18 protein-coding genes and 1 pseudogene are annotated in these 21,451 nt (G+C 59.0%); 14 read left to right on the top strand and 5 right to left on the bottom strand.

Features of this window, described 5'->3' with window-relative positions:
* Positions 1-252: 252 nt before the first annotated feature.
* Positions 253-1,629: a glutamine synthetase family protein gene (locus HGO40_RS19565; protein ID WP_250964361.1), complete on the bottom strand. Its 1,377-nt coding sequence runs from the start codon at positions 1,627-1,629 to the stop codon at positions 253-255.
* Between the two features lie 278 nt (positions 1,630-1,907).
* Here HGO40_RS19565 and HGO40_RS19560 point away from each other — a divergent pair, with 278 nt between their 5' ends.
* From HGO40_RS19560 to HGO40_RS19525, 8 genes and pseudogenes are all read left to right on the top strand, one after another.
* Entirely contained in the window at positions 1,908-2,684 is a 777-nt protein-coding gene (locus tag HGO40_RS19560) for a gamma-glutamyl-gamma-aminobutyrate hydrolase family protein (RefSeq protein ID WP_250964360.1), read from the top strand.
* A gap of 40 nt (positions 2,685-2,724) precedes the next feature.
* The gene (locus tag HGO40_RS19555) at positions 2,725-4,083 is read left to right on the top strand and encodes a glutamine synthetase family protein (protein WP_250964359.1); all 1,359 of its coding nucleotides are present in this window, start codon (positions 2,725-2,727) and stop codon (positions 4,081-4,083) included.
* Between the two features lie 58 nt (positions 4,084-4,141).
* Positions 4,142-5,506, top strand: a complete 1,365-nt coding sequence (locus HGO40_RS19550; protein ID WP_250964358.1) for an aspartate aminotransferase family protein — start codon at positions 4,142-4,144, stop codon at positions 5,504-5,506.
* A 197-nt stretch (positions 5,507-5,703) separates the two neighbouring features.
* Positions 5,704-6,801, top strand: a complete 1,098-nt coding sequence (locus HGO40_RS19545) for a polyamine ABC transporter substrate-binding protein (protein ID WP_250964363.1) — start codon at positions 5,704-5,706, stop codon at positions 6,799-6,801.
* A gap of 186 nt (positions 6,802-6,987) precedes the next feature.
* Positions 6,988-8,085: pseudogene (locus HGO40_RS19540) on the top strand (polyamine ABC transporter substrate-binding protein).
* A 60-nt stretch (positions 8,086-8,145) separates the two neighbouring features.
* Entirely contained in the window at positions 8,146-9,288 is a 1,143-nt protein-coding gene (locus HGO40_RS19535; RefSeq protein ID WP_122567462.1) for an ABC transporter ATP-binding protein, read from the top strand.
* Positions 9,285-10,205, top strand: coding sequence for an ABC transporter permease subunit (locus HGO40_RS19530; protein WP_250964357.1), 921 nt, complete (start codon positions 9,285-9,287; stop codon positions 10,203-10,205). The genes HGO40_RS19535 and HGO40_RS19530 overlap by 4 nt, the downstream gene beginning before the upstream one ends.
* Positions 10,202-11,089, top strand: a complete 888-nt coding sequence (locus HGO40_RS19525) for an ABC transporter permease subunit (protein ID WP_250964356.1) — start codon at positions 10,202-10,204, stop codon at positions 11,087-11,089. The genes HGO40_RS19530 and HGO40_RS19525 overlap by 4 nt, the downstream gene beginning before the upstream one ends.
* A 487-nt stretch (positions 11,090-11,576) precedes the next feature.
* Here the strand turns inward: HGO40_RS19525 and HGO40_RS19520 are convergent, their stop codons facing one another.
* Together HGO40_RS19520 and HGO40_RS19515 are read right to left on the bottom strand one after the other, a co-directional pair.
* Entirely contained in the window at positions 11,577-11,918 is a 342-nt protein-coding gene (locus tag HGO40_RS19520; protein ID WP_250964355.1) for a carboxymuconolactone decarboxylase family protein, read from the bottom strand.
* A gap of 103 nt (positions 11,919-12,021) precedes the next feature.
* The gene (locus HGO40_RS19515) at positions 12,022-14,427 is read right to left on the bottom strand and encodes a penicillin acylase family protein (RefSeq protein ID WP_250964354.1); all 2,406 of its coding nucleotides are present in this window, start codon (positions 14,425-14,427) and stop codon (positions 12,022-12,024) included.
* Positions 14,428-14,681: 254 nt separating this feature from the next.
* Here HGO40_RS19515 and HGO40_RS19510 point away from each other — a divergent pair, with 254 nt between their 5' ends.
* From HGO40_RS19510 to HGO40_RS19500, 3 genes are read left to right on the top strand one after another with little or no spacing between them, the layout of a single operon-like run.
* Positions 14,682-15,398, top strand: a complete 717-nt coding sequence (locus HGO40_RS19510; protein WP_250964353.1) for a hypothetical protein — start codon at positions 14,682-14,684, stop codon at positions 15,396-15,398.
* Positions 15,391-16,380, top strand: coding sequence for a KpsF/GutQ family sugar-phosphate isomerase (locus tag HGO40_RS19505; RefSeq protein WP_250964352.1), 990 nt, complete (start codon positions 15,391-15,393; stop codon positions 16,378-16,380). The genes HGO40_RS19510 and HGO40_RS19505 overlap by 8 nt, the downstream gene beginning before the upstream one ends.
* Positions 16,381-16,408: 28 nt before the next feature.
* Positions 16,409-17,425: an AEC family transporter gene (locus tag HGO40_RS19500; protein ID WP_250964351.1), complete on the top strand. Its 1,017-nt coding sequence runs from the start codon at positions 16,409-16,411 to the stop codon at positions 17,423-17,425.
* 29 nt (positions 17,426-17,454) lie between these two features.
* Here HGO40_RS19500 and HGO40_RS19495 read toward each other — a convergent pair whose 3' ends face one another.
* Complete coding sequence (locus HGO40_RS19495) at positions 17,455-18,030, bottom strand: DUF6436 domain-containing protein (protein WP_250964350.1); 576 nt, start codon at positions 18,028-18,030, stop codon at positions 17,455-17,457.
* Positions 18,031-18,138: 108 nt separating this feature from the next.
* On the opposite strand from HGO40_RS19495, the gene bipL reads away from it, so the two are divergent.
* Positions 18,139-19,086 carry a phospholipase BipL gene (gene bipL / locus HGO40_RS19490; RefSeq protein ID WP_250964349.1) on the top strand — a complete coding sequence of 316 codons (948 nt, stop codon included), beginning with the start codon at positions 18,139-18,141 and terminating at the stop codon, positions 19,084-19,086.
* Between the two features lie 131 nt (positions 19,087-19,217).
* Here the strand turns inward: bipL and HGO40_RS19485 are convergent, their stop codons facing one another.
* On the bottom strand, positions 19,218-19,961 hold the full coding sequence (locus HGO40_RS19485) for a DUF2059 domain-containing protein (protein WP_250964348.1): 744 nt from the start codon (positions 19,959-19,961) through the stop codon (positions 19,218-19,220).
* A gap of 152 nt (positions 19,962-20,113) precedes the next feature.
* Here HGO40_RS19485 and HGO40_RS19480 point away from each other — a divergent pair, with 152 nt between their 5' ends.
* On the top strand, positions 20,114-20,746 hold the full coding sequence (locus HGO40_RS19480) for a 2OG-Fe(II) oxygenase (protein ID WP_250964347.1): 633 nt from the start codon (positions 20,114-20,116) through the stop codon (positions 20,744-20,746).
* Positions 20,747-20,748: 2 nt separating this feature from the next.
* The gene (locus HGO40_RS19475) at positions 20,749-21,240 is read left to right on the top strand and encodes a 2-thiouracil desulfurase family protein (RefSeq protein ID WP_250964346.1); all 492 of its coding nucleotides are present in this window, start codon (positions 20,749-20,751) and stop codon (positions 21,238-21,240) included.
* Positions 21,241-21,451 lie beyond the last annotated feature (211 nt).

Genomic DNA, 21,451 nt, shown 5'->3' with positions numbered 1-21,451 from the left:
GCCTGGCTCGGGGGCGGCGACAGGGGCGACCGCGCCCGGAGCACGTGGTGGGGGTAGGTTGCGGGGGCGGGTGGGGCTGCGAAGCAGCCCCGAAACCAGCCGCCGCCGTGGTTCAGGTTGACCGCTTCAGCATTTTTGGGGCTGCTGCGCAGCCCAGCGGGAGCAAGCTCCCTCGCCACAATGTTCGGCGGCAGACATAAAAAAACGCCGCAGGCCATAAGGCCTGCGGCGTTTCTTTTTGACCGCAACCGCTTACACGGTATGCAGGTACCAGTTGTACTCAAGGTCGGAGATGGAGTGTTCGAACTCCTCCAGCTCGCTTTCCTTGCAGGCCACAAAGATATCGATGTATTTCGGGTCGATGTACTTGGCCATGACTTCGCTGTCGTCCAGCTCACGCAGGGCATCGCGCAAGTTGTTCGGCAGGCTTTGCTCGTTCTGCTCGTAGCTGTTGCCTTCCACCGGCGCACCGGGCGCGATCTTGTTGACCAGGCCATGGTGCACGCCCGCCAGCACGGCGGCCATCAGCAGGTAGGGGTTGGCATCGGCGCCGGCGACGCGGTGTTCCAGGCGTACGGCATCGGCCGAGCCGGTGGGTACGCGCAAGGCCACGGTGCGGTTGTCCAGGCCCCAGGTCGGCGAGTTCGGCACGTAGAACTGTGCGCCGAAACGACGGTAGGAGTTGACGTTCGGGCAGAGGAAAGCCATCTGCGCGGGCAGGGGCTCGAGCACACCGCCGATCGCGTGACGCAGTGCGGCGTTCTGCTCGGGATCCTCGCTGGCAAAGATATTCTTGCCGTCTTTATCCAGAATCGAAATGTGGACGTGCAAACCATTGCCTGCCTGGCCCGGATACGGCTTGGCCATGAAGGTGGTGTCCATTTCATGGTCGTAGGCGATGTTCTTGATCAGGCGCTTGAGCAGGACCGCGTAGTCGCACGCCTTGATCGGATCGGCCACGTGGTGCAGGTTCACTTCGAACTGCGCCGGGGCACTTTCCTTGACGATGGCGTCGGCGGGAATGCCTTGCTCCTTGGCCCCTTCCAGAATGTCCTGGAGGCAATCGACGTATTCGTCGAGGTCATCGAGCAGGTAGACCTGGGGCGAATGCGGGCGTTTGCCGGAAATCGGCGAGCGGGGCGGTTGTGGGCGTCCATTCACGTTCTCCTGGTCGATCAGGTAGAACTCCAGCTCGAATGCGGCGCAGATGGTCAGGCCCAGTTCATCGAACTTGGTCACGACCTGGCGCAGGACTTCACGCGGGTCGGCGAAGAAAGGTTCGCCTTCGAGTTCGTGCATGGTCATCAACAGTTGCGCGGTAGGGCGCTTCTGCCAAGGCTCATTGCACAGGGTGTCAGGGATTGGATAGCAGATCCGGTCGGCATCACCGATGTCCAGGCCCAGGCCGGTGCTTTCCACCGTAGAGCCATTGATATCCAGAGCAAATAGAGAGGCCGGCAGGTTGATGCCTTTCTCGTAAACCTTGTGGAGGCTGGTGCGTTCTATGCGCTTGCCGCGCACCACACCATTCATATCCGCAATCAGAAGGTCAACGTACAGAACCTCAGGATGTTCCTTAAGGAACGCGTTCGCTTCGTTAAGCTGAACGGCACGCGGGGGTACCGACATGATGCAACACCTTTGTTGTTAAAAATATCAATCATTGATCTCTTCGAAAGCCAGTCAACCCGAACGGCATGCCGAAGTCAAGCAGGGCCTTTTTTGCCCTAAAAAAGCACCTGCGAGGCTTTTTTGGGGCAATTTAAGGCGTTTTTTTCCCTTTAGGGGCCTTGGCGCCCGCAGGCTTGAGCGGGCCGTGTTGTATTTTTTACGGGGGTGTTGTGTAAAAAAATGAACAAGGCTAAGCTCGATTCAAACCCATAACAGCAATAATACCGGGGTGCTTCATGTCTCGCCTGCCGTTAATCGGCGTCACCACCTGCTCCAAGCAGATCGGTCTGCATGCTTATCACACCAGTGGCGATAAATATTCCCGGGCTGTCGCGACAGCCGCCAAGGGCTTGCCAGTGCTGCTTCCGTCCTTGGCGGATCTGTTCCAACCGTCCGATATTCTGGACGCCCTGGACGGTATTCTCTTTACCGGCTCTCCTTCCAATGTAGAACCTTTTCACTACCAGGGCCCAGCCAGTGCGCCAGGCACTGCCCATGATCCTGCACGGGACGCCACTACCCTGCCGCTGATCCGCGCCGCTGTCGAGGCGGGCATCCCGGTGCTGGGCATTTGCCGTGGTTTCCAGGAGATGAACGTAGCCTTTGGCGGCAGCCTGCATCAGAAAGTTCATGAAGTCGGAACCTTCATCGATCATCGTGAAGACGAGACTCAAGCGGTGGAGGTCCAATACGGTCCTGCCCATGCCGTGCATATCCAGCCCGGCGGTGTACTGGCAGGCCTGGGATTGCCTCAATCGATAGAGGTCAACTCGATCCACAGCCAGGGTATCGAGCGCCTGGCGCCAGGGCTGCGGGCCGAAGCAGTGGCGCCGGATGGCTTGATCGAGGCGGTTTCGGTGTCAGAAGGCAAGGCTTTTGCTTTAGGTGTGCAATGGCACCCCGAATGGGAGGTAAGCTCTAACCCGTACTACCTTGCGATTTTCCAGGCATTTGGCGATGCCTGCCGAGCAAGGGCAACACAACGCGACGCGGATGCGTCAAACAACGCCTGACGATTAATAGCAGTCAGGAAACTCACGCCTAGAGGCATTTATGAGTAACAACCTCGACCAGCTCACCGATTGGTTGAAAGACCACAAGATCACAGAAGTCGAATGCATGATTGGCGACCTGACCGGTATCACCCGGGGCAAGATCTCGCCGACCAACAAGTTCATCGCCGAAAAAGGCATGCGCCTGCCCGAGAGCGTGCTGCTCCAGACCGTGACGGGCGACTATGTCGAAGACGACATCTATTACGAACTGCTCGACCCGGCTGATATCGACATGATCTGCCGCCCGGACGAGAACGCCGTGTTCCTTGTGCCTTGGGCCATCGAGCCCACCGCCCAGGTCATCCACGACGCCTACGACAAGCAGGGCAACCCCATCGAGCTGTCACCGCGCAACGTGCTCAAGAAAGTGCTCAAGCTCTACGCCGACAAAGGCTGGCAGCCCATCGTCGCGCCGGAAATGGAGTTCTACCTGACCAAGCGCAGCGACGACCCGGACTTCCCGCTGCAGCCGCCCATTGGCCGCTCCGGCCGCCCGGAGACCGGTCGCCAGTCCTTCTCGATCGAAGCGGCCAACGAATTCGACCCACTGTTCGAAGACGTCTACGACTGGTGCGAATTGCAGGAGCTGGACCTCGATACCCTGATCCACGAGGACGGCACGGCGCAGATGGAAATCAACTTCCGTCACGGCGATGCCCTGTCCCTGGCCGACCAGATCCTGGTGTTCAAGCGCACCATGCGCGAGGCGGCACTCAAGCACGACGTGGCCGCCACCTTCATGGCCAAGCCCATGACCGGCGAGCCGGGCAGTGCGATGCACCTGCACCAGAGCATCATCGACAAGGAAACCGGCAAGAACGTCTTCTCCAATGAAGACGGGACCATGAGCGATCTGTTCCTGCACCACATCGGTGGCCTGCAGAAATTCATCCCCGAGCTGTTGCCGCTGTTCGCTCCCAACGTCAACTCGTTCCGCCGCTTCCTGCCGGATACGTCGGCGCCGGTGAACGAGGAGTGGGGCGAAGAGAACCGCACCGTGGGCCTGCGCGTGCCAGATGCCGGGCCGCAGAACCGTCGGGTGGAAAACCGCTTGCCGGGCGCCGACGCCCACCCGTACCTGGCGATTGCCGCCAGCCTGCTGTGTGGCTTCATCGGCATGGTCGAAGGCATCAGCCCGAGCGCGCCGGTGGTGGGCCGCGGCTACGAACGCCGCAACCTGCGTTTGCCGTTGACCATCGAAGACGCCCTGGAACGCATGGAAAACAGCACCACTATCGAGAAATACCTGGGCAAGAAATTCATCACAGGCTACGTCGCGGTCAAGCGGGCCGAGCATGAAAACTTCAAGCGCGTCATCAGTTCGTGGGAGCGGGAATTCCTGCTCTTTGCCGTCTGAAGCGCCGGGCGGGGCTGCTTCAGGCAGCTTCGCCCTCACCGATTACAGGAGAATTCGCATGACCCGCAATAACCCGCAAACCCGTGAATGGCAGGCCCTGAGCAACGATCATCACCTGGCGCCGTTCAGCGACTTCAAGCAGCTCAAAGAGAAAGGCCCGCGCATCATCACCCACGCCAAGGGCGTCTACCTTTGGGACAGTGAAGGCAACAAGATCCTCGACGGCATGGCTGGCCTCTGGTGCGTGGCCGTCGGTTACGGTCGCGAGGAGCTGGCCGATGCCGCCAGCCAACAGATGCGCGAACTGCCGTACTACAACCTGTTCTTCCAGACGGCCCACCCGCCGGTGCTGGAACTGTCCAAAGCCATCGCCGACATCGCCCCTGAAGGCATGAACCACGTGTTCTTCACCGGCTCCGGCTCCGAGGGCAACGACACCATGCTGCGTATGGTCCGCCACTATTGGGCGATCAAGGGCCAGCCAAACAAAAAAGTCATCATCAGCCGCAAGAACGGTTATCACGGCTCGACCGTCGCGGGCGCGAGCCTGGGCGGCATGACTTATATGCACGAGCAGGGCGACCTGCCGATCCCGGGCATTGTCCACATTGCCCAGCCTTACTGGTTCGGTGAAGGCGGCGACATGAGCCCCGAAGAGTTCGGCGTGTGGGCGGCCAACCAGTTGGAAGAAATGATCCTGGAGATCGGCGTGGACAACGTCGGTGCGTTCATCGCCGAGCCGATCCAGGGCGCCGGTGGCGTGATCGTGCCGCCGGACAGTTACTGGCCCCGCATGAAGGAAATCCTCGCCAAGTACGACATCCTGTTCGTGGCCGACGAAGTGATCTGTGGCTTCGGCCGCACCGGTGAGTGGTTCGGTACCGACCATTACGGGTTGAAACCGCACATGATGACCATCGCCAAGGGCCTGACGTCCGGCTACATCCCCATGGGTGGGCTGATCGTGCGCGACGACGTGGTCGCGGTGCTCAACGAAGGCGGCGACTTCAACCACGGCTTTACCTACTCCGGTCACCCGGTGGCCGCGGCGGTGGCCCTGGAAAACATCCGCATCCTGCGCGACGAGAAGATCATCGAGCGTGTCTACAGCGAAACGGCACCTTATTTGCAGCAACGCTTAAGGGAACTGAACGATCATCCGTTGGTGGGTGAAGTACGGGGGGTCGGTTTGCTGGGGGCGATCGAACTGGTCCAGGACAAGGCCACGCGCAAGCGCTACGAAGGCAAGGGCGTGGGCATGATCTGCCGGCAGTTCTGCTTCGATAACGGACTGATCATGCGCGCGGTGGGCGACACCATGATCATTGCGCCGCCGCTGGTAATCAGCAAGGCCGAGATCGATGAGTTGGTGACCAAGGCGCGGCAGTGCCTGGACCTGACCCTCAGTGCGTTGCAAGGCTAAGTGCTAGGCTCTGAGCGAGGTGCCTGCGAGGGCCTCGCCCAGCGTGAACAAAAGGCTGGGCTTGTGTTGAAAGCCTGGCCTGTAACTTGCCAGACTACCGCCTGTTCAAGTTGCCAGAGAGCCGGCTACTGAACTGTGGCTAAGAAGAATAACTGGAGCACTTTTTCATGAAGGCATTAGGCATGAAGACATTAGGTATGAAGATAGCTGGCAAGACCCTCCTCGCCATGTCCCTGATGGGCATGATGGCGGGCGCCGTCCAGGCGGACGACAAAGTGCTGCACGTCTATAACTGGTCCGACTACATTGCGCCGGACACCGTTGCCAAGTTCGAGAAGGAAACGGGGATCAAAGTCGTCTACGACGTGTTCGACAGCAACGAAACCCTGGAAGCCAAGTTGCTGGCTGGCAAATCCGGTTATGACATCGTGGTGCCGTCGAACAACTTCCTGGCCAAGCAGATCAAGGCCGGCGTCTACCAGGAGCTGGACAAGTCCAAGCTGCCGAACTGGAAGAACCTGGACACCGACCTGCTCAAGGCCGTCGGCGATGCCAGCGACCAGGGCAACAAACATGCCTTCCCCTACATGTGGGGCACCATCGGCATCGGTTATAACCCCGAGAAGGTCAAGGCCGCATTGGGCGTCGACAAGATCGATTCCTGGGACGTCCTGCTCAAGCCCGAGAACATCGCCAAGCTCAAGAGCTGCGGCGTGAGCTTCCTCGATTCGCCAACCGAAATGATTCCGGTGGCCCTGCATTACCTCGGTTATCCGACCGACAGCCAAGACAAGAAGCAACTGGCCGAGGCCGAGGCGCTGTTCCTCAAGTTGCGTCCATCGATCGGTTACTTCCACTCGTCCAAATACATTTCCGACCTGGCCAACGGCAACATCTGCGTCGCCGTGGGTTACTCGGGTGATATCGAGCAATCCAAGAGCCGCGCTGCCGAAGCTGGCGGCAAAGTGAAAGTGGCCTACACCATTCCGAAGGAAGGTGCCGGTTCGTTCTATGACATGGTCGCCATTCCCAAGGATGCCGAAAACGTCGAGGCCGCTTATAAGTGGATGAACTTCATCATGCAGCCGGAAGTCATGGCGGAGATCACCGACAACGTGCGTTTCCCTAACGGCAACAAGGCCGCCACCGCTCTGGTGGACAAGGAAATCTCCGGTGACCCGAGCATCTATCCATCGGACGAAGTGAAGGCCAAGCTGTACGCCATCGCCGACCTGCCAGCCGCGACCCAGCGGATCCTGACCCGCAGCTGGACCAAGATCAAATCCGGTAAATAAGCCGGCCTGAAGCACCCTCCTGTTGTCGCGGCCAGCGCGGCGGCGGCAACAGGAACCCATAAATAACTAAAAGTTTTGCGGGATCGGTTTATCGAGGGTAAGTTGCGCGCCGGTTTTGTTGCAGGGCCCCAGCAAGGGTCACGTAACGGGGGCAACTTGGGCCCAACTATTTAAGAGGACCTCCACGTGCCAGTCTTTTCTTTGTTACGCAACGCCTTGCTGGTGGGCGCCGGCCTGACGCTCGCCGTCAGTGCCCAGGCTGCCTCCACTGTGCATATTTATAATTGGTCGGACTACATCGGCGGGACCACCCTGGCGGATTTCGAAAAAGCCACGGGCATCAAGCCGGTGTATGACGTGTTTGACTCCAACGAACCCCTGGAAGGCAAGTTGCTGGCCGGGCGCACCGGTTACGACGTGGTCGTGCCGTCCAACCACTTCCTCGGCAAGCAGATCAAGGCCGGGGCGTTCCAGAAGCTCGACAAGACGCAGTTGCCCAACTACGCCAACCTCGACCCGGTGCTGCTCAAGCGCCTGGAAAAGAACGACCCGGGCAACCAGTACGCGGTGCCTTACCTGTGGGGCACCAACGGCATCGGCTATAACGTCGAGAAAATCAAGGCAGTCCTGGGTGTCGCCTAGATCGATTCGTGGGCCATGCTGTTCGTACCGGAAAACATCAAGAAGCGGTCCAGCTGCGGCGTTTCGTTCCTCGAGTCGGGTGACGAGATGATCCCGGCGATGCTCAACTACCTGGGCTTGAACCCCAACAGCGAAGACCCTGAAGACTACAAGAAGGCCGAGGCTCAACTCCTCAAGATCCGGCCTTACGTGACCTACTTCAATTCCTCCAAATACATCTCCGACCTGGCCAACGGCGAGATCTGCGTGGCCGCCGGTTTTTCCGGGGACATCTTCCAGGCCCGCGATCGTGCCAGCGAAGCCGGCAAGGGCGTCGACATCGCCTACGTGATTCCCAAGGAAGGCGGCAACCTCTGGTTCGACATGCTGGCGATTCCCCGTGATGCCGGCAACGTCAAGCAAGCCCATGCCTTCATCAACTATGTGCTCAAGCCTGAGGTCATCGCCCAGGTCAGCGACGTTGTCGGTTATGCCAACCCGAACCCCAAGGCTGGCGAACTGATGGACCAGAAAGTACGCACCGATGAAGCGGTTTATCCACCGCAAGCGGTCGTCGACAAGCTCTACGTCAACTCCGAGTTGCCGCCCAAGATCCAACGACTCATGACCCGCAGCTGGACCAAGGTCAAGTCGGGTAAATAAACGTCAACACTCTTGTTCGCCTCCGTGGGGCGAACTGCAAATTCTGTGGGAGTTTCGTAAATGGCAGTTGCCTCCGGCGCCTATAAGAAAGCCCTCGAGGGCGACCAGACACCCAAGCAGGTGCTGGTCAAAATCGACCGGGTCACGAAGAAGTTCGACGAGACGATTGCCGTGGACGATGTGTCCCTGGAAATCAAGAAAGGCGAGATCTTCGCCTTGCTCGGCGGTTCGGGATCGGGCAAATCCACTTTGCTGCGCATGCTGGCCGGTTTCGAGCGGCCCACCGAGGGGCGGATTTTCCTCGACGGCGTGGACATCACCGACATGCCGCCCTACGAGCGGCCGATCAACATGATGTTCCAGTCCTACGCCTTGTTCCCCCACATGACCGTGGCGCAGAACATCGCCTTCGGCCTGCAACAGGACAAGATTCCGAAAGCCGAGATCGATGCCCGCGTGGCGGAGATGCTCAAGCTGGTGCAGATGAGCCAGTACGCCAAGCGCAAGCCGCACCAACTGTCCGGCGGCCAGCGCCAGCGGGTGGCCTTGGCCCGTTCCCTGGCCAAGCGGCCCAAGCTGTTGCTGCTCGACGAGCCGATGGGCGCCCTGGACAAGAAGCTGCGTTCGCAAATGCAGCTTGAGTTGGTGGAGATCATCGAGCGGGTCGGCGTGACCTGCGTCATGGTGACCCACGACCAGGAAGAGGCCATGACCATGGCCGAGCGCATTGCGATCATGCACTTGGGCTGGATCGCCCAGATCGGCAGCCCGATCGACATCTACGAAACCCCGACCAGCCGGCTGGTCTGCGAGTTCATCGGCAACGTCAACATCTTCGAGACCGAAGTGGTGGACGACGCCGAAGGCCATGCGGTGCTGACCTGCAAGGACCTGGACCGCAACATCTACGTGGGCCACGGCATCAGCACCTCGGTGCAGGACAAGTCCGTGACCTACGCCATTCGCCCGGAAAAACTGCTGGTCACCTCCGAGCAGCCGACCTGCGAGCACAACTGGTCCAGCGGCAAGGTCCATGACATCGCCTATTTGGGCGGTCACTCGGTGTTCTATGTCGAGCTGCCGAGCGGCAAGCTCGTGCAATCCTTCGTCGCCAACGCCGAACGCCGTGGCCAGCGCCCGACCTGGGGCGACCAGGTGTTCGTCTGGTGGGAAGACGACAGCGGCGTGGTGCTTCGCTCATGAACATGCGCAAACTCAAACGCCGACTCGATCGAATAACGCCCGGTGGCCGCCAACTGGTCATCGGGGTGCCTTTCATCTGGCTGTTCCTGTTCTTCATGCTGCCGTTCTTCATCGTCCTGAAGATCAGCTTCGCCGAAGCCGACGTGGCCATTCCGCCCTACACCGAGATCTACAGCTACGTCGACCAGAAGCTGCAGGTGCTGCTCAACCTCGCCAACTACGTGATGCTGAGCGAGGACGAGTTGTACATCGCCGCCTACCTCGGCTCGCTGAAGATGGCCTTGATCAGCACGGTCCTGTGCCTGCTGATCGGTTACCCGATGGCCTACGGCATCGCCAATGCCCGCAAAGAGATGCAGACGGTGCTGGTGCTGCTGATCATGATGCCGACCTGGACCGCGATCCTGATCCGCGTCTATGCGTGGATGGGCATCCTCAGCAACAACGGCTTGCTCAACGGCTTTCTGATGAGCATGGGTTGGATCAGCGAGCCTCTGCAGTTCCTCAACACCAACCTGGCGGTGTATATCGGGGTCGTCTACTCCTATCTGCCGTTCATGATCCTGCCGTTGTACGCCAACCTGGTCAAACACGACCAAAGCCTGCTGGAGGCCGCCTCCGACCTGGGTTCGAGCACCTTCAACAGCTTCTGGAAAATCACCGTGCCGCTGTCCAAGAACGGCATCATCGCAGGCTGCATGCTGGTGTTCATCCCCGTGGTGGGTGAGTTCGTGATCCCGGAACTGCTGGGTGGCCCGGAAACCCTGATGAGCGGCAAAGTGCTGTGGCAGGAATTCTTCAATCACCGAGACTGGCCGGTGGCGTCCGCCCTGGCGGTGGTGATGCTGGCGATCCTGATCGTGCCCATCATCCTGTTCAACCGCAGTCAGGCCAAAGAAATGGAGGGCAAGGAATGAAGCGCTTCAGTTTTTCAAGCCTGATGCTGGTGCTGGGTTTGCTGTTCATCTACGCGCCGATGCTGATTTTGGTGATCTACTCGTTCAACGCCTCGAAACTGGTGACGGTGTGGGGCGGCTGGTCGGTCAAGTGGTACGTCGGTCTGCTGGACAACAGCCAGTTGATGGGCTCGGTAATGCGCTCGCTGGAAATCGCCTGCTACACGGCGATTGCCGCGGTGGCCCTGGGGACGCTGGCGGCCTTCGTGCTGACCCGCATCACCCACTTCAAGGGCCGCACGCTGTTCGGCGGCCTGGTCACCGCGCCGCTGGTGATGCCGGAAGTGATCACCGGCCTGTCGCTGTTGCTGCTGTTCGTGGCCATGGCGCAGATGATCGGCTGGCCCCAGGAGCGTGGCATTGTCACGATCTGGATCGCCCACACCACGTTCTGCGCGGCCTATGTGGCGGTGGTGGTTGCGGCACGCTTGCGTGAGCTGGACCTGTCCATCGAAGCGGCGGCCATGGACCTCGGTGCGCGGCCGTGGAAGGTATTCTTCCTGATCACCATCCCGATGATCGCGCCGTCACTGGCGGCGGGGGGCATGATGTCCTTTGCGTTGTCCCTGGACGCCCTGGTGCTGGCGAGCTTCGTTTCCGGTCCTGGTTCGACGACCTTGCCGATGGAAGTGTTCTCGGCCGTGCGCTTGGGGGTGAAACCGGAAATCAACGCCGTGGCGAGCCTGATCCTGCTGGCGGTGTCGCTGGTGACCTTCCTGGTCTGGTACTTCAGCCGCCGCGCCGAAGAAAATCGCAAGCGCGCGATCCAGCAAGCCATCGAAGAAAGCGCCGCCGATTCCTGGAAACAACCGGAAGTCCGCCGGGCCGAGACCGCGCCGGTCTGACCCGACGCTGGGCCTGCATGTGGGAGCGAGCCTGCTCGCGAAAGCGGTGTGACAGCCAGCGAAGATGCTGAATGTCAGATCGCCATCGCGAGCAGGCTCGCTCCCACAGGTGTTTTTGTCGCCTGCAAATCCATGGTCAAACGCAGTTCCCCTTGTGGGAGCGAGCCTGCTCGCGAAGACGGCAGTACATTCAACACTTATGTTGGCTGATACACCGCCATCGCGAGCAAGCTCGCTCCCACAGGTGTTTTTTGTCGCCTGCAAACCGTGGTCGAACGCAGTTCCCATTGTGGGAGCGAGCCTGCTCGCGAAGACGGCAGTACATTCAACACTTATGTTGGCTGATACACCGCTTTCGCGAGCAAGCTCGCTCCCACAGGTGTTTTTTGTCGCTTGCAGAACCGTGGATCGAACACAGATCCCTTGTGGGAGCGAGCTTGCTCCGGGCGGCGATCCGACGATAGCGGACTGTGCGGTTATTCGCCCGTCACTTCTTCAACGCGTCATGAGCCTCCAGCGCTCGCAGCGAGTAGATGTACGCCGCGCCCGCGTTCAGGGACACCGCGGTGGCCAGGGTGGCGGCGATTTCTTCGCGGGTGGCGCCGGCCTTGATGGCGGCGTCGGTGTGTACGCCGATGCAGCCGTCACAGCGGGTGGTGATGGCCACGGCGATGGAGATCAGTTCCCGGGTCTTGGCATCGAGCACATTGTTCTCGGCCGCGGCTTCGTCCAGGGCCATGTAGGCCTTGACCATCTTCGGATTGCTTTTGCCCAGGGCACCAAAGGCGCTCTTGATGGTGGGCAGCAGCTCGGACCAGGTATTGAACATAGCGTTGACTCCTGTGGAAGAGGCGGGCAAGTGTGCCCTTGTAGTCTTGACCATCCATGACGATCAAGCCCGGTTAACGATAAAAAAGTCCTGCACGCCCGATTCAGGGCGCCCGGGCCGGCAACAGCTTCAAGGTGCCATGGGTGTTGGCCGTCACTTCCTCCTCTGCCAGGTGCGCCTGGTGATACAGCCCCTCGATGTACGCCTCGGCCTGATCCTCGTAATGCTTGTCGACCGGCACGCCGCTCTGGCCAACGGGATTGATGGTGACACTGTGGCCCGGGTCGGCGAAGTCGATGATGCGCCGAGTCGAAGGCCCGTAGGTCACCGGCCACGGCGCCGGGCCGATCCGGGCGGAGAGATTGTTGGGCACTTCATGGGTGCCGGGCGCGGCGAACGGGCCAACGTTGAAGATCCGGTCCAGCGGCTTTTGCAGGCCCAGCGGGTGGCCGTGGGTCAGGGTGTGGGCCTTGCCCCATTGCCATTGCGTGGCGTCTTCGCCGAGGGTGGCCTTCAGATGGGCGAGGCTCTTGTCCCAGGCCTTTTTAACGGTGTCGGCACGGGTCTCGGTGCCGAGTGTCGTGCGGTCATCCCACCACGGTGAGTCTTCGGAGGCTGCCAGGCGTGGCAGGGCCGCGTCGATCACCCGGGTCGACAGGGCCGTTTCGAAGAACCCGTCGCCCAGTTCATCGTGCAGGGCGGCATCGGCCAGGTTGAACAGGAACTGGTTGAACAGCGTGGCGCTGATGGAGTCCAGGGGGTAATCGCCCGGCCATTGGGCCAATTGTTCCACCCATTTGCGTTGCTGCGGGTCACTGACCACCTCACGCAGCACCGGCAACAGCGGCGCAAGTAGGCGAGGGCCGTAGGCGGTGGTGGTGCCCAACTGCAGTTTCTGGGTGCTTTCCAGATCCCACTTCGCCTGCTTGTCGCTGAGCTGGTGGTTGAGTTGCTGGCCACGGTCGGCAAGGTTGTAGTAGCCGGGGATCTCGATGCCGCTGGCCGGCACCGGTTGGAAATTGGCCGAGACGATGTAACCCCGCGCCGGATTTTCTTCCTGCGGGTTGCTGCTGAACGGATAAAAACCTTCCTTTTCCGCCTCCGGGCTGCTGCCATCGAGAATGAAGCCTGGCTTCACGCCGGCGGGGCGCTTGGGCAATTGCGCGGCGGCCCACCAGCCGATATCCCCCATGGCATTGGCCCAGACCCCGTTCAGCCCCGGTGCGTGGATCTTGGCCGAAGCGCCGCGGGCCTTGGCGAGGGTGTCGGCGCGGTTGAGCTGGTAGAAGGCGTCGAGGATCGGATTGCGACTTTCCAGGAACCCCCTCCACATGGCGACCGGGGTCTTGCCGGCGTTGGCGCCGAGGGCATCGTTGACGATCGGACCGTGGGGCGACTGGCGCAGCACCAGCGTCACCGGCGCCTGGCCCTTGACCGCGATCTGCTGCTCGCTGCGGGTCATGTCCACCCATTTATCGCGATACCAGACCTGCTCGGGATTGTCCGGGTTGACCTTCTCGGCGATCAGGTCCAGGTCGTCGTTCTGGAACATGGTGACGCTCCAGCCGAAATCCTTGTTCATGCCCAGCGTCGCAAACGGCATCAGTGCCTGGTAATGCCCGTAGAGCTCGAAGCCGGGAGCCGACAAGTGTGCCTCGTACCACACCGACGGCGTGGAAAAACGAATGTGCGGGTCGCCCGCCAGCAACGGCTTGCCGCGGCGGGTACGGCTGCCGGCGACCGCCCAGGCGTTACTGCCTTCGAACTGCGGCAAGCCATTGTCGGCCAGGGCTTGCTCGCTCAGGCGGGCCAGGGCGTTGAGGTCTTTCCAGTCGGCGGCGGCCAGGGGCAGGCCAGCCTTGCGTCCTTCAGCCAGCACGCCCTGGGGCTGCCAGTCGAGGTCGAAAATATTCAGGTAGTTGGCACCCAGCACATCGCGCACATAGGTCAGCAGGGGTTCGGTGCGAAAGGCCGCGGCGAAGCTGTAGGCCATGTAGCCGGTGATGCTCACGGTGTCTTCGACGGTGAACGGGCGCTTGGGAATGCCCAGCACGTCGAACTCCACGGGACGGGTGTGGCTGTCCTGGTAGGCGTTGATCCCGTCCAGGTAAGCCTGCATGGCGACCCAGGCCGGGGATTGCGGGTCCTGCTCGGTGATGTAGGTCGCGGCACGCTCGCGGATACGCAGGCTGCGCATCAGCTTGTCGGTGTCCAGCAGCTTCGGCCCCCGCACCTCGGCCAGCTCGCCCCGGGCGAGGCGGCGCATGATCTCCATCTGGAACAGCCGGTCCTGGGCATGGACATAACCGAGGGCGCGGTGCAGGGCGGCTTCGTTCTCGGCGCGAATATGCGGCTCACCGCGTTCGTCGTAGCGCACCGTCACCGAGCCCAGCAGCCCTTGCACCTGCATCGTGCCTTGGCGGGTGGGCTGCTTGCTGTAGAGATAGCCGCCCGCGACGATGATCGTGGTGACGATCAATGAGAGGAAGGCGATGAGGGTGCGTTTCATAAAAGTCCTTTTCCTAAATACCGATGGGTATCGATAAACAGCGTAGGGCATTGATCTTGAAAAAATAATAACCCGGCCCGCGACTTGATTCCTACTAAAACAAATTGAGTGTAAGAAGCTTCCTTCGATGTTTTGGGAATTTAACTACAAGAATTCCGTTGCTGGGTGTGAGGGCGAAGCCTATAAAAGATACGGGTGGTTAAATGTTTCATTCAGGTTGAGATGGATCTCGAAAAAGCCGTATGGAGGTGGGTGTGTCCGGACTCATGGAGTATGTTTCTCAAAAAGTAACAGGCGCAGAACTGGTGAGTGATCCGTTCAGTTTTTTTGAAGTAAAGGACTTTGTTCCAGCAGAGTTGTACAGGGAGTTTATCTCCAGCTTGCCAGCGTTGGATTTATACAAGCCGTTGATGCATAAAAGCACCTTGAAAAATGGGAGTTCGACGCGTTTTGAATTGCCTTTGTCTCTAGAAGGAATTTCGATTGATCTTGGTAAGGTTTTTTCGAGGTCCAAAGTTGCTATTGATGTTGTTGAGCTTCTTTGCAGTGAACCATTCAAGCGTCTTTTGCTGGGAAAGTTTGGCTCTGATCTTGATGTGACACCTTATCCGCATTTGTATAAAGATTTTGCCGGTTTTGATTTGCCTCCGCATACGGATATTGTTGAAAAGGCAATGACATTTGGATGGTATTTGCCAGAAAGTGCGGATTATAAAGAATCAGGGCTTGGTCTGTTTGTAAAAAGTGAAGGCGGCTTTGAAGAATTCAGAAGAATTCCTTATGAGCCTAATGTAGCGTTTGCTTTTTTGAGATCAGACGATAGCTGGCATGGCGCTACACACCATCCCAGTGTTTCTTATGAGAGAAATAGTCTTTTCGTGACATTTTATCGAAGAAGTCATTACAGGGATGGCGCACTGTTGGTCAATGATCCAAATGTCGACCGTAAGGAGATAAGAATCCATGAATGATAAATCGTTGTCAGAAATGGGGTCTGACAGGCATCTACTAACCTTGGGGAGAGAGGTGTTAATCAGTGAGGGTCGGGCATTGATAAAACTTTCCGATGAGTTGGAGGGTAACGGTTTTGTCGATGTGGTTCGACTTATATTGGCCTGCAAGGGACACGTGGTGATTTTTGGTGTTGGAAAAAGTGGCCATGTCGGTAAGAAAATTGCGGCAAGTCTAGCATCTACGGGGACACCGAGCTTTTTTATACACCCATCCGAGGCTAAGCATGGGGACTTGGGCATGATTACGGCGCATGACCTCGCAGTACTAATATCCTATAGCGGTAGAAGTGAGGAGGTTTTGTCTCTGCTTCCATATCTTCATGATCTGGGTGTGAATACCGTAGCGTTGACAAATTTTTCAAACTCGGAATTGGCATGTAAAACAAATGCGCATGTGGCGTTGAAAGTTGATAGGGAAGCCTGTCCGTATAATCTTGCGCCAACCGTGAGTTCTAGCGCCACATTAGGTGTCGGAGATGCCATTGCTATGGTGCTGATGAAAATCAAGCGCTTCACGAAGGAAGAGTTCTCAAGGAATCATCCCGCCGGAAATCTAGGCAAGGTGCTGACGGTGAAAGTTCGTGACGTGATGGTGAGGGGGGATAAAGTCCCTGCGCTATCGCCTGATACATTGTTCTTGGATGCGGTTAGTTATATGGCGAATAAGCGCCTTGGATTTGTCGTCGTGGTAGATACCTTCTCTCGGCCTTTGGGAGTGTTTACAGATGGAGATATGGTTCGAGTGTTCAAGGGGAATGATAGTGTTGCTGGTCTTAAAATTTCGGATGTTATGGAGGTTAATTTAAGATGCGTGCATGAGAGCGAGCTGATTGCAGACTGTATAGGTATTGAGGTGTCTGCAATTTTGGTCGTTGACCACAAGGGAAAACTTTTAGGTGTTTCGCACAAGCATGATCTTGTCGCGTCTATTGCTTTGTAAGTTATCGGAAGAATGATGGCTTTTGGGTGTGTTCGTTCGTTTGGCTGTTGCTGAACGGCAGGGTGGACTACTTATGTTGATGTTGTCGCTGAGCTCAACGTTGTCAATATTTGTTTTGATATTGTTAGGTTGTTTGCTTTCGTTTGCTGGTCTCGTGCGTCGCGGTGCTGATGAAGTACTGAGTGACTATGTTTTTTATGTTGCGCTCCCCGTAGAGATTTTTTTGACGACGCTGAGGTCCGACTACACGCCAGACGTCAATGTAGATGCTTATGTCCAGGCGTATGGTTTGGGTATCTTTGTATTGTGGATCATGATTTATATCGTGTATAAAGTTTGCCTGAGGAAAAGTCTGGTGGAGGTGGGTTTAAATTTTATTGCTGTTGGGCAAACCAATACTGCTTTTTTGGCAGTGCCTATCTTCATATTGCTGTTGGGTGATTCGGCTTTGGTTGTGCCAATAATTATTTTTCAGTCCGTTGTTCTTACTAGCATTGCGGTATTTGTCATGGAGATTTCCTCTTTTTCGCAAATTGGATCTTTGAGCGCATTTCTAAAGAAAGCCCTGCTGGTCGTGTTCAAAAATCCATTGATCATTTCCGCGCTGACGGGGTCGCTCATTTCGCAAATTAAGCTCTCGCACATGATCGATACAGATTTTTTTATCATCGAGAGCATGGATATGATTGCTGATACCGCGGCGCCTATTGCACTAATAGCATTGGGTGCTTCGTTCTTTGCTGGTCGCGTAACGTCAACCATGAGAAGCGACTGTAATGAGATAGTGCTGGGTGTGTTTATAAAAAATTTTTTGCATCCCGCGATTTCTTTCGTGGTGGGGCAGTACATTTTTGGACTGTCTGGCTTGCTGTTGTTCGCACTGATACTGATATCGGCAATGCCTTCTCCAAAAAATACCTTTATCTTTGCGCAAGCCTATGGTGTGTCGGTGCAGAAGTTTAATTTAATATTGTTGGCTACCACGGGGGTTTCTTTTTTTGTAGTCAATGTGGCTGGCTATTTTTTTCTTCCTTATGTGACATGAAGTTTGATTCGGCTTTTTTCAGCCGTTCTTCATTTCGACATTGACCATGGACAATAACAACCCACCGCCATCGTATGCGTCGCATTGACCGCCCGACCGCTGCTCAACGCTTCAAGAATCGGCTCGATGAAGCTGTTGCTCGAATTACAGGTCAGGCCTTCGCTGTAGGGGCCGAAATACGCGAGCTGGCCGCTGCGATCCCAGATCGCCACGGCCGGGCTGGCGGGGATCTGGCTGGAGCCGGGCAGGCTTGGGAGCGGCTTGAGGTTGTTCAGGGTGGCCGGTAACTGACCCTGGCTGCCGGGCTTTTGTACCGCATAGAACTCGACGCCTTGCGGTACGTATTTATCCACCAGTTCGGAAAGGTGCTGCTGATTGCCGACGTTGCACGGGCACGCCGGGTCCCAGAAATGCACCAGGCGGATCGCGCCGGGGCCGGCCAGGTCGGCGGGCAGGCGCAGAGGGTCGCCGGAAAATATCGCGGTGTGTTGGCTGAAGGCCCGCAGGAAACGGCCCTGGAACCAGTCGTAGGCCACCCACAATACGACGGCGCATCCGAGGGCGAGCAGGCTGGCAAGCAAGGTCGTGCGGTGGGGCGGGCGCATGGAGTCGATCCTCTGAAGCCGCGTAGCTTGCCATGCTTGCCGCGACAGATGAATATCGCAGGCCTGTAAAGTCTGTTTCGCGCGCTGCGCCCATGCCTGGAAATCTTGATGCCTGCCACTTTCGATCCCGATCACCTGCGTGCCAGCCTGCAACCGTTGGCCCAGTGGCAAGCCCTGTCCGAGCAGGCCCAGGCCTACCAGCGGTTCTATGGGCTGGATTTCCCCCAGCGCAGTGTGCGCAAGGGATTAGGGCGCTTCGAGGTGGGCGGGTATGAAGTGGTCAGCCAGGTCTGGTGGCCGGAAAAAGCCGTGGCGACGTTGTTTGTGTTCCACGGTTACTACGATCACATGGGGCTGTACCGGCACTTGATCGAGTGGGCTCTGGAGCAGCAATTCGCGGTGATTGCTTGCGACTTGCCGGGCCACGGCCTGTCCAGCGGCGAACGCGCCAGCATCGGGGATTTCGCCGAGTACCAGGCCACCTTGCAGGGCCTGTTGGCCGAGGCCGCGACGCTGGACCTGCCGCATCCCTGGCACTTGTGTGGGCAAAGCACTGGCGGCGCCATCGTGGTCGATCATGTGCTCAACCACGGCGCGCAGAGCCCGGCCCAGGGTCAGGTCATCCTGCTGTCGCCCCTGGTGCGGCCGCGGGCCTGGGGCTGGTCGCGCCTGAGTTATTACCTGCTCAAGCCCTTCGTGACCGGCATCGCCCGGCGTTTCAGCGAGAACTCCACCGACCCGCAGTTCCTGCCTTTCTTGCAAGCCGACCCGTTGCAACCGCTGCGCCTGCCCACCGCCTGGGTGGGGGCATTGGGGCAATGGATCAAGCGTATCGAAGCCGCCCCGAGCAGCCCGCGCCAGCCCTTGATCGTGCAGGGGCAGGCGGACATGACGGTGGACTGGGTGCACAACCTGAACGTGCTGCGCAGCAAGTTCGACCGGCCGCAGGTGTTGATGTTGCCTGAGGGGCGGCATCACTTGGCGAACGAGGCGCTGGCGATGCGGCAGGAGATGTTTGGGTTCTTGACGAAGCGGATGAGCAGAGTCAGGCGGTGACTGATTAATTGCCTTCGCGAGCAAGCCCGCTCCCACAGGGTCTTGAGTGAACTTAGGTTCTACGACCGTCGCAAACCCCTGTGGGAGCGGGCTTGCTCGCGAAAGCGGTATAGCCGGCGCTGAAGATCTATCTACTGCCCGAGATCCTGCCCCACCGCCAACCCTGCCCGAATCGCCGCCAGGGCCGCCTGATAATAAGCCTGGCCCTCGGTCGATTCGGCGAAGGTGGCGAATTCTTCCAGCTCGGTATCCGTCAGGTCACGGTAGACGTACAGCAGCGTGTTGTTCAGGTCCGAGCCAATCTGTTCCATCAGTCGCTGGCGCTGGCCGTTGAGCATGCCCTGGGCCTGGCCGGCACCCAAGAGTCCCGGGATCATCGAACTCAGGCTGTCGGCCGCCACGCCGGCGATCGCCAGGCTGACTTCGGCGCCGGCTTCGCGGGCGGGGAGGGCCTGGGCCAGGTGGCCGATGATCAACAGGCGGTTGTCGCTGGCTTGCATCTTCGGCAGGCCCTTGGCGTTTTTTGCCAATTGGTCGCGCCGGGTCGCCAGCAATTCGGCCGCCACGACCTTGCGGCCCAGGGGCGACTGGAAAAAGGCCAGGGCCGGGTTCGGGTCGCGAAGCTTGCTGCGTATTTGCGCCTCGGCCCGCTGGTCCATGGCCTGGGGGGCGAAACGTTGATTGCTGTTGTTGACCAGCGCCTGGAACACCGCCGGCGGCAGGCTGCTCTGGTAGCGTTGCTGGGCGGCGCTCAAGGCATCGTTGAAATGCGCCCGCTGTTCCGGCCAGCCGGCGACCTTGTACAACTGGTCGTAGCTGTCTGCCCAGGCGGGCAAAACGCAGAACATCAACAGTGAGAAAAGCAAACGGCGCATAGGGACTCCTGTCAGCAGCCGACTATTCTCCGTGGGGTGTGGGATCTTGTCGAGAATTCGTATCAAGTTCGTACGGCGGTGCTCTTGGAGGTAAAGAACCGACGCAGCGAACCGCTGCGTGGCGCTGTCGGTTTTGCAGGCGCCGGCATACTATGCGCGCCATGCAAATACCTTCTGATCACCCGCTGCTGTTACGTATCGTCGACGACCTGGCCGAGCGCGGCTGGTCGCAGCAGAACCTCTTCCTGCCGGACGCGCTCACCCGCACCCTGGCGGCCGAATGCCGCCAGCGTGCCGCCGAGGGTGAGCTGGCCCCGGCGGCGGTCGGACGCGGGCCCTTCTCGGAGATTCGCGAAGGGATCCGGGGTGATCGCATCCAGTGGATCGAACCTGGCCAGGCGCAAGCCTGCGACCAATACCTGACGCTGATGGACAGCCTGCGAGAGGCGATGAATCGCGGGTTGTTCCTGGGCCTGGAAGACTTCGAAAGTCACTTTGCCCTGTATCCACCCGGCGCGTTCTACCTCAAGCATGTCGACCGCTTTCGCGACGACGACCGGCGGATGGTGTCGGCGGTGCTTTATCTCAACGACGATTGGTTGCCGGAACACGGCGGCCAGTTGCGCATGTACCTGGAGGACGGCGTGGAGCGTGACGTGGTGCCCATCGGCGGTTGCCTGGTAGTGTTCCTGTCGGGAGACATCCCCCACGAAGTGCTACCGGCCACCCGGGATCGCCTGTCCTTGACCGGTTGGTTCCGCCGTCGCGGCAACGAGTTGTTCTGAATATGGAAAAGATCCTGGTCAGCCGCTGCCTGCTCGGCCATCGCGTGCGCTACGACGGCGGTGCCAGCGGGCCGTTCGATCAACTCCAGCAGTGGCTTGATCAAGGCCGGGTCGTACCGCTGTGCCCGGAAGTCGCTGGCGGCTTGCCCACCCCGCGTGCGGCAGCGGAGATTCCTGGGGGGCAGGGCGGGCAAGTGCTTGACGGTCAGGCCGCGGTGATCACCACCGATGGCGAAGATGTGAGCGCGCAATTTCTGTCAGGCGCGTATCAAGCGCTGGAACAGGTGCGAGTACATGGCATCCGCATCGCGGTGCTCAAGGCCAACAGCCCGTCGTGCGGCAACCTGCTGACCTATGACGGGACGTTCAGCGGTGTGAAAGTCAGCGGCGAAGGGGTGACGGCGGCGTTGCTCAAGCGCCATGGCGTGCGGGTGTTCAATGAGTTGGAGTTGCCTGAAGCGGCGGCGGCCCTGAAGGCCTTGAGCAACGACTGATTGCCCAGGCGTTGATTGCTTTTGTGGCGAGGGAGCTTGCTCCCGCTGGGCTGCGAAGCGGTCCTGAAACCTGACACCCCGGTGTGTCAGGCCAATCGCGTTCCGGCATTTTGGGGCCGCTTCGCAGCCCAGCGGGAGCAAGCTCCCTCGCCACAGGTGTTAACCATGTCCCCGGACCAAACAGTTTTGTGTACTGCCAAAGGGTACTTGG

Source organism: Pseudomonas sp. CG7 (genome assembly GCF_023701885.1).
GTDB classification, from domain to species: Bacteria; Pseudomonadota; Gammaproteobacteria; order Pseudomonadales; family Pseudomonadaceae; genus Aquipseudomonas; species Aquipseudomonas zanjanensis.
The sequence above is the reverse complement of the archived record's forward strand: the minus strand, read 5'-3'. Positions and strand labels throughout refer to the sequence as shown.

Bases quoted from the DNA above. Each gene is read 5' to 3' on its own strand.
- bipL (WP_250964349.1), top strand. From the start codon at position 18,139: ATGCCTGCCACTTTCGATCCCGATCACCTGCGTGCCAGCCTGCAACCG.
- HGO40_RS19535 (WP_122567462.1), top strand. From the start codon at position 8,146: ATGGCAGTTGCCTCCGGCGCCTATAAGAAAGCCCTCGAGGGCGACCAG.
- HGO40_RS19545 (WP_250964363.1), top strand. From the start codon at position 5,704: ATGAAGATAGCTGGCAAGACCCTCCTCGCCATGTCCCTGATGGGCATG.
- HGO40_RS19520 (WP_250964355.1), bottom strand. From the start codon at position 11,918: ATGTTCAATACCTGGTCCGAGCTGCTGCCCACCATCAAGAGCGCCTTT.
- HGO40_RS19550 (WP_250964358.1), top strand. From the start codon at position 4,142: ATGACCCGCAATAACCCGCAAACCCGTGAATGGCAGGCCCTGAGCAAC.
- HGO40_RS19475 (WP_250964346.1), top strand. From the start codon at position 20,749: ATGGAAAAGATCCTGGTCAGCCGCTGCCTGCTCGGCCATCGCGTGCGC.
- HGO40_RS19485 (WP_250964348.1), bottom strand. From the start codon at position 19,961: ATGCGCCGTTTGCTTTTCTCACTGTTGATGTTCTGCGTTTTGCCCGCC.
- HGO40_RS19495 (WP_250964350.1), bottom strand. From the start codon at position 18,030: ATGCGCCCGCCCCACCGCACGACCTTGCTTGCCAGCCTGCTCGCCCTC.
- HGO40_RS19480 (WP_250964347.1), top strand. From the start codon at position 20,114: ATGCGCGCCATGCAAATACCTTCTGATCACCCGCTGCTGTTACGTATC.
- HGO40_RS19505 (WP_250964352.1), top strand. From the start codon at position 15,391: ATGAATGATAAATCGTTGTCAGAAATGGGGTCTGACAGGCATCTACTA.
- HGO40_RS19530 (WP_250964357.1), top strand. From the start codon at position 9,285: ATGAACATGCGCAAACTCAAACGCCGACTCGATCGAATAACGCCCGGT.
- HGO40_RS19515 (WP_250964354.1), bottom strand. From the start codon at position 14,427: ATGAAACGCACCCTCATCGCCTTCCTCTCATTGATCGTCACCACGATC.
- HGO40_RS19565 (WP_250964361.1), bottom strand. From the start codon at position 1,629: ATGTCGGTACCCCCGCGTGCCGTTCAGCTTAACGAAGCGAACGCGTTC.
- HGO40_RS19525 (WP_250964356.1), top strand. From the start codon at position 10,202: ATGAAGCGCTTCAGTTTTTCAAGCCTGATGCTGGTGCTGGGTTTGCTG.
- HGO40_RS19560 (WP_250964360.1), top strand. From the start codon at position 1,908: ATGTCTCGCCTGCCGTTAATCGGCGTCACCACCTGCTCCAAGCAGATC.
- HGO40_RS19555 (WP_250964359.1), top strand. From the start codon at position 2,725: ATGAGTAACAACCTCGACCAGCTCACCGATTGGTTGAAAGACCACAAG.